We start from the raw sequence: 6,618 nt of genomic DNA, 5'->3' as shown, positions 1-6,618 counted from the left end.
CGCCCGCGAAGGCATCGATCTCCCCGACATCTACTTCGCGCACTACCGCGAGGTCTTCAGCCGGGGCGGCATGTGGCTGACCGCCGGTGAGTGGGGCGGGCCGAAGGCGGAGGAGACCGTCGAGAAGCGCCAGGTCCGGTACCGGACCGTCGGTGACATGTCCTGCACGGGCGCCGTCGACTCCGACGCCGCCACGCTCGACGACGTGATCGCCGAGATAGCGGCCTCCCGGCTGACCGAGCGGGGCGCCACGCGTGCCGACGACAAGCTGTCCGAGGCCGCGATGGAAGACCGCAAGCGCGAGGGGTACTTCTAACCATGAGCACGACCACCATCGACACGCTGCGGTTCGCGACGGCCGGTTCGGTCGACGACGGCAAGTCCACGCTCGTAGGACGGCTGTTGCACGACTCCAAGTCGGTCCTCACCGACCAGCTCGAAGCCGTACGACGGGTGTCGGCCGACCGCGGCCAGGACGCGCCGGACCTCGCGCTCCTCACCGACGGCCTGCGCGCCGAACGCGAACAGGGCATCACCATCGACGTGGCCTACCGCTACTTCGCCACGCCCCGCAGGCGGTTCATCCTCGCCGACACCCCCGGCCACGTGCAGTACACCCGCAACATGGTGACGGGTGCCTCCACCGCCGAGCTGGCGATCGTCCTGATCGACGCGCGCAACGGTGTCGTGGAACAGACGCTGCGGCATGCCGCCGTGGCCGCGCTGCTGCGGGTGCCGCACGTGGTGCTGGCCGTCAACAAGATGGATCTCGTCGGGTACGAGCAGGCGGTCTTCGAGCGGATCGTCGAGGAATTCGCGGGCCACGCGGCCGAGTCGGGGCTGCCGTCCTTCACGCCGATCCCGGTGTCGGCGCTCGTCGGCGACAACGTGGTGGACCGTTCCACGCACATGGACTGGTACGAGGGCCCGGCCCTGCTGGAGTTCCTGGAGAACGTCCCGGTGGGCGCCGAGCCGTCCGACGCGCCGGCCCGTTTCCCTGTGCAGTACGTCATCCGGGACGGTGAAGTCCGTTGGTACGCGGGGCAGTTGGTGTCCGGTTCGCTGCGGGTCGGGGACCGGGTGACGGTTCATCCGTCCGGTGAGACCTCCGAGATCACCGGGATCTCCGTGCTCGGCACCGAGGCGGACGCGGCGTACGCACCGCAGTCGGTGAGTCTCCGTCTCGCCGACCAGCGGGACGTGTCGCGCGGCGACATGATCACCACCGGGGCCGACGGACCCGTGCTCACCCAGGACGTCCGGGCCGCCGTGTGCCATCTGGCCGACCGACCGCTGCGGGTCGGCGACCGGGTGCTGCTGCGGCACACGACGCGGACGGTGAAGGCCGTCGTACGCGATCTCGGTGGTGCCGCGGAGCTGACGGCGAACGACCTGGGCCTGATCACCCTGCGCACCGCCGAGCCGCTCGCGCTCGACGACTACGCGGTCTCCCGTCGCACGGGCGCGTTCCTGGTGATCGACCCGGCGGACGGCGCCACGCTCACCGCGGGGATGGCCGACCTGACCTGATCCTCGTCGCCCCGCTACGCCCTCGGGCCCCCGTTCGAAACGGGGGCCCGAGGGCGTTCTTCTGCCATGCCGAAATGACCTGTCGTCGTCGCAGCCGTCACGAGATGTCAATAGCGCGGTAACAAGGGGAGCTGTCGTGCGAGAGAGGGCGTTGTACCGGGTATGCCGCTCGGTACCGGGACGAAGGTCCCGTACGGTGCCCGCCGAGAGACCCTGACAAAGGGCGCCGTACCATTCATATAGTTGAAAGCAGGACAGCCTGCTCCATGAACGGACCCGCCTTGCAAGAACGCCCCTCCGCCTCCGCCTCCTGGCGCATCGCACTGCCGCACACCGCCGCGGCCGTGCCGGTGGCCCGCGCACTGGTCCGTACGGCTCTCTCCGAGGTGAAGCACACGGCCGACAGTGACACCGCGGAGCTGCTGACGGCGGAGCTGGTCGCGAACGCGGTGGAGCACACCGCCGGTGACGCCCCCATAGAGCTCGTGGTCGAGCTGCTGCCCTCCGGCTGCCGCGTCGAGGTGCACGACCCCGACCCGGAGCCGCCCGTGACTCTGACCAAGCCCGCCGACGAGGAGCCCGACCCCTGGCAGGAGCACGGGCGCGGCCTGCTGCTGATCCGCGCGCTCAGCTCCTCGTGCGGCCACCGCCCCACCGAGTCGGGCAAGGCGGTGTGGTTCCGGCTGCCCGTCGTACCGGCGCAGTGGCGTCCGGCGGGATAGCCGGCCCTCGTTTCAAGGACTGATCAGGCGAGCGTCGCCACCAGGACCGCCTTGATCGTGTGCAGCCGGTTCTCCGCCTGGTCGAAGACGACCGAGTGGGCCGACTCGAAGACCTCGTCCGTGACCTCCAGCGAGTCGAGGCCGTGGGTCTCGTATATCTCGCGGCCGACCTTGGTGCCGAGGTCGTGGAATGCCGGCAGGCAGTGCAGGAACTTGACGTCCGGGTTGCCGGTGGCCCGCAGGACGTCCATGGTCACGGCGTACGGCGCGAGGGCCGCGATCCGCTCGTCCCAGACCTGCTTGGGCTCGCCCATCGAGACCCACACGTCGGTGACGACGAAGTCGGCGCCCGCGACACCGTCCTCGATCCCCTCGGTGAGCGTGATCCGCGCGCCGCTCCGCTCGGCGAGCGCGCGGGCGGCGGTGACGATCTCCTCGGCGGGCCAGTACGACTTCGGGGCGACGATCCGTACGTCCATGCCGAGCAGCGCGCCGGTGACCAGGTAGGAGTTGCCCATGTTGAAGCGGGCGTCGCCGAGGTAGGCGAAGGCGATCTCCTTGAGCGGCCTGTCGCTGTGCTCGGTCATGGTGAGCACGTCGGCGAGCATCTGGGTGGGGTGCCAGTCGTCGGTGAGCCCGTTGAAGACCGGGACGCCCGCGTACGCGCCCAGCTCCTCCACTGCGGCCTGGCTGTCCCCGCGGTACTCGATGCCGTCGTACATCCGGCCGAGCACCCGTGCGGTGTCCTTCACGGACTCCTTGTGCCCGATCTGCGAGCCCGACGGGTCGAGGTAGGTCGTCGAGGCGCCCTGGTCGGCCGCGGCGACCTCGAACGCGCAGCGGGTGCGCGTCGAGGTCTTCTCGAAGATCAGCGCGATGTTCTTCCCCGACAGGTACCGCGTCTCGCCCCCGGCCTTCTTGGCGGCCTTCAGCTCGGCGGCCAGCTCGATCAGGCCGCGGAACTCCTCCTCGGAGAAGTCCAGCTCCTTGAGGAAGTGGCGGCCGGCGAGGGCGGTCGGGACTGTCGCCATGGGGGCGCTCCATCGGTGCGGGTACAGGGGTACACGAGAACAGGGACTATTGGAATTCTATACGATACCTCGAATTTCTATACGGCCTCACGCTCGACCGGACAGCTCATGCAGCGCGGCCCGCCCCGGCCCCGGCCCAACTCACTGCCCGGGATCTCGATCACCTCGATGCCCTGCTTGCGCAGGAACGTGTTGGTGGTGGCGTTGCGCTCGTAGGCGACGACGACGCCCGGCTCGACGGCGAGGACGTTGCAGCCGTCGTCCCACTGCTCGCGCGCGGCGGCGTGCACGTCCTGGGTGGCGGTCAGGACCCGGATCCCGTCCAGCCCGAGGGCGGCGGCGATCGCGCGGTGCATGTGCTCCGGCGGATGGTCGGTGACCTTCAACTCCTTGTCGCCGACGCCCGGTTCGATGGTGTACGACCGCAGCATGCCGAGCCCCGCGTACTGGGTGAAGGTGTCGCCGTCGACCATCGTCATCACCGTGTCGAGGTGCATGAAGGCGCGCTGCTTGGGGATGTCGAGCGCCACGATCGTCCGCGCGGAGCCCTCGGCGAACAGCTTGTGCGCGAGCATCTCGACGGCCTGCGGGGTGGTCCGCTCGCTCATGCCGATGAGCACCGCGCCGTTGCCGATGACGAGCACGTCCCCGCCCTCGATGGTGGACGGGTAGTCGGCCTGCCCCTCGGACCAGACGTGGAACTTCTCGGTGCGGAAGAGCGGGTGGTGCCGGTAGATCGCCTCGAAGTGGACGGTCTCCCGCTGCCGGGCCGGCCAGCGCATGGCGTTGACGGAGACGCCGTCGTAGATCCAGGCGGAGGTGTCGCGGGTGAAGAGGTGGTTGGGGAGGGGGGCGAGGAGGAAGTCGTCGAGGTCCATGACGTGGAAGCGGACGGAGGTCGGCTCCGCGTGGGCCTCCAGGAACTCGCGCTTGGTCATGCCGCCGACCAGCGCCTCGGCCAAGTCGGTTGCGGGCAGCGCCTCGAAGGCGGCGCGGAGGTGGTCGGTGGCGAGGGGGCCGTACTCCTTCTCGTCGAAGACGCGGTCCAGGACGAGCGACCGGGCCGCCGGGATCGCCAGGGACTCGGCGAGCAGGTCGCCGAACAGATGGACCGCGACGCCGCGGTCGCGCAGCACGTCCGCGAAGCCGTCGTGCTCGGCGCGCGCCCGGCGCACCCAGAGCACGTCGTCGAAGAGGAGGGCGTCCTTGTTGCTGGGGGTGAGCCTTTTGAGCTCGAGATCCGGCCGGTGCAGGATGACGCGGCGGAGCCGCCCGGTCTCGGAGTCGACATGGAGTGCCATGTCTCCATCCTGACCATCTCCGACCGAGTTCACCCCCTACTTGTCGTACTGCCACTTGTTCTCGTCCTCTTGACGACAAGTACGCCGGGCGATTATCGTCTTACTGACGAGATCGATGCGGGATCCCACGGGATCTTCTGACCGGATCTGAGGGACTCTGATGGCCGACATCACCCGGCGCCTGGGCTGGCGCCACCTGCGCGGGGCTCCGACGGCGCACATCCGCCACCACCGCTCGGGCAAGCTGCTGCACGACGGGCCCGGACTCAGCTTCTGGTTCCGCGCGTTGACCGCCGCGCTCTCCGAAGTGCCGGTCGACGACCGGGAGTTGGCCATGACCTTCCATGCCCGTACGTCCGACTTCCAGGACGTGGCGGTCCAGGCGACCGTCACCTACCGCATCAGCGACCCGGCCCTCGCCTCCGCACGGCTCGACTTCTCCGTCGACCCGGACACGGGCGTGTGGCGCGGCGCGCCCCTTGAGCAGCTGGGCACCCTGCTGACCGAGACGGCCCAGCAGCACGCGCTGGCTGTCCTCGCCCGGACGACCCTCTCGTCCGCGCTGGTCGACGGGGTGACGGCGGTACGGGAGCGGATCGCGGCCGGGCTCGGCGCCGAACCCCGCCTCCCCGCCACCGGCATCGAGGTGGTCGCCGTCCGCGTGATGGCGCTGCGGCCCGAGCCCGAGGTGGAGCGGGCGCTGCGCACCCCGGCCCGCGAGCAGATCCAGCAGGAGGCGGACAAGGCCACCTACGAACGGCGGGCGGTGGCCGTAGAGCGCGAACGGGCGATCGCCGAGAACGAGCTCGACAGCCAGATCGAACTCGCCCGCCGCGAGGAGCAGTTGGTCGACCAGCGCGGCACGAACGCCCGCCGCGAGGCCGAGGAGCACGCGGCGGCCGACGGGGTCCGCGCGGAGGCGGAGGCGACCCGGACGGTACGGCTCGCCGACGCCGAGGCGGCGCGTTCCGTACGGCTCGCCCGTGCCGAGGCCGAGGGTTCGCGCGAGGTGGGTGACGCGCGGGCACATGCCCAGGCGGCCTGGCTGCGGGTGCACGCGGATGTCGACGTCGCCACGCTGAACGCGCTCACCGGGACGCGGCTCGCGGAGAACCTGCCGAACATCGACAGCGTCACGATCTCGCCGGACGTGCTCACGGGGCTGCTCGCCAGGCTCGGCGCCGGTGGCGGCGAGGCCGGCGCGTGAGTCTCGCACCGCGGGTCGTCCTCGTCCACCGGACCACGGAGTACGAGGAGTTGGTGGCCCGGCACGGGACGCACGGCCAGGCCGCGTACTTCCTGCGGTCGCGCGGCCGGGACATCGAGGAGGTCGCCGAACGGCACCGCCGGACGCGGCGGGCGCTGGCCGACGTCTCCTCGGCGGTACCGCTGACCTGGCGTCAGACGCAGGTCGAGCGCGCCGACTTGGACCGGTTCCTGTTCGCGCCGGAGGACGTGGTGGTCGTGGTCGGGCAGGACGGGCTGGTCGCGAACGTCGCCAAGTACCTCACCGGGCAGCCTGTGTTGGGCTTCGACACGGACCCCGGGCGCAATCCGGGCGTCCTGGTCCGGCACCGGCCGTCGGACGCCGCCGTCCTGCTGCCCGCCGCGCTCGCGGCCGGCACCGGTGTCGACGAACTCACCATGGTCGAGGCCGTCGCCGACGACACGCAGCGGTTGGTGGCCTTGAACGAGATCTATCTGGGAGCCGTCGGCCATCAGACGGCCCGATACCGCCTGGGCCTGGAGGGCGACGGGGGTGTCGTCGAGGCCCAGGCGTCCTCCGGGGTGCTCGTGGGAACGGGCACCGGGGCCACGGGGTGGCTTCGGTCGGTGTGGCAGGAGCGGGGCAGTGCCCTCGCCCTGCCACACCCCTCGGAGGACAGGCTGGTGTGGTTCGTACGGGAGGCCTGGCCTTCGCCGGTGACGGGGACGTCGTTGGTGGCGGGTGAGCTCGCCGGTTCCGCTTCGCTTCAACTCACCGTGGAGTCGGAGCAGTTGATTGTGTTCGGGGACGGGATGGAGGGGGATGCG

At 70.5% G+C, this 6,618-nt stretch carries 6 protein-coding genes and 1 pseudogene; 5 read left to right on the top strand and 2 right to left on the bottom strand.

The window, feature by feature from the left end:
• The 3 genes and pseudogenes from SSP08S_RS54245 to SSP08S_RS54235 all read left to right on the top strand — a co-directional run.
• Positions 1–316, top strand: a pseudogene (locus SSP08S_RS54245) (sulfate adenylyltransferase subunit CysD); the annotation flags it as partial.
• Positions 317–318: 2 nt separating this feature from the next.
• Positions 319–1,530 carry a sulfate adenylyltransferase subunit 1 gene (locus SSP08S_RS54240; RefSeq protein ID WP_019075999.1) on the top strand — a complete coding sequence of 404 codons (1,212 nt, stop codon included), beginning with the start codon at positions 319–321 and terminating at the stop codon, positions 1,528–1,530.
• Between the two features lie 266 nt (positions 1,531–1,796).
• Positions 1,797–2,252, top strand: coding sequence for an ATP-binding protein (locus SSP08S_RS54235; protein ID WP_019075998.1), 456 nt, complete (start codon positions 1,797–1,799; stop codon positions 2,250–2,252).
• A gap of 23 nt (positions 2,253–2,275) precedes the next feature.
• Here SSP08S_RS54235 and argF read toward each other — a convergent pair whose 3' ends face one another.
• Positions 2,276–3,283, bottom strand: a complete 1,008-nt coding sequence (gene argF, locus SSP08S_RS54230; protein WP_019075997.1) for an ornithine carbamoyltransferase — start codon at positions 3,281–3,283, stop codon at positions 2,276–2,278.
• A 77-nt stretch (positions 3,284–3,360) separates the two neighbouring features.
• A complete protein-coding gene (locus tag SSP08S_RS54225; RefSeq protein ID WP_019075996.1) occupies positions 3,361–4,584 on the bottom strand; it encodes an arginine deiminase in 1,224 nt (407 codons plus the stop codon).
• Between the two features lie 160 nt (positions 4,585–4,744).
• Between SSP08S_RS54225 and SSP08S_RS54220 the strand changes: the two genes are divergently transcribed.
• Together SSP08S_RS54220 and SSP08S_RS54215 are read left to right on the top strand one after the other, a co-directional pair.
• A complete protein-coding gene (locus SSP08S_RS54220; RefSeq protein ID WP_019075995.1) occupies positions 4,745–5,791 on the top strand; it encodes an SPFH domain-containing protein in 1,047 nt (348 codons plus the stop codon).
• Positions 5,788–6,618, top strand: an 831-nt coding sequence (locus SSP08S_RS54215) for an NAD(+)/NADH kinase (protein WP_019075994.1), incomplete at its 3' end; no start/stop codon positions are given. The genes SSP08S_RS54220 and SSP08S_RS54215, both read left to right, overlap by 4 nt.

This window comes from Streptomyces hokutonensis, from assembly GCF_000376565.1.
GTDB classification, from domain to species: domain Bacteria; phylum Actinomycetota; class Actinomycetes; order Streptomycetales; family Streptomycetaceae; genus Streptomyces; species Streptomyces hokutonensis.
This window is presented reverse-complemented; position numbering and strand designations above follow the sequence as displayed.

Excerpts from the sequence above, each read along its gene's own strand:
- SSP08S_RS54240 (WP_019075999.1), top strand. The coding sequence starts at position 319 with ATGAGCACGACCACCATCGACACGCTGCGGTTCGCGACGGCCGGTTCG.
- SSP08S_RS54235 (WP_019075998.1), top strand. The coding sequence starts at position 1,797 with ATGAACGGACCCGCCTTGCAAGAACGCCCCTCCGCCTCCGCCTCCTGG.
- argF (WP_019075997.1), bottom strand. The coding sequence starts at position 3,283 with ATGGCGACAGTCCCGACCGCCCTCGCCGGCCGCCACTTCCTCAAGGAG.
- SSP08S_RS54225 (WP_019075996.1), bottom strand. The coding sequence starts at position 4,584 with ATGGCACTCCATGTCGACTCCGAGACCGGGCGGCTCCGCCGCGTCATC.
- SSP08S_RS54220 (WP_019075995.1), top strand. The coding sequence starts at position 4,745 with ATGGCCGACATCACCCGGCGCCTGGGCTGGCGCCACCTGCGCGGGGCT.